Raw genomic sequence first — 219 nt, forward strand, 5'->3', positions numbered from 1 at the left:
TTGAAAAGCATGGGCTATATCAGCTTTGGTTTGTAAGTCATCGCCTTCAGAGCGAATGGTATTAGCAGCAGCCGTTTTTAAGCCACTAAAACTAAAATCAAGCCCAGGTTTATCAGTCATTGGTCTCGGAAATATAAACTTCTTTGCAATACCTTGCTCAGCTAGCTTCGCTAAACGCGGACCACCACGGTAATCAAGCCCTAGTAACTTAGCCGTTTT

At 42.9% G+C, this 219-nt stretch carries 1 pseudogene; it reads right to left on the reverse strand.

From position 1 onward, the window contains the following. Positions 1-219 (reverse strand): annotated as a pseudogene (locus CWC11_RS21565) (tRNA (adenosine(37)-N6)-threonylcarbamoyltransferase complex transferase subunit TsaD); the annotation flags it as partial.

The organism is Pseudoalteromonas sp. S3178, from assembly GCF_005886985.1.
GTDB lineage: Bacteria > Pseudomonadota > Gammaproteobacteria > Enterobacterales > Alteromonadaceae > Pseudoalteromonas > Pseudoalteromonas carrageenovora.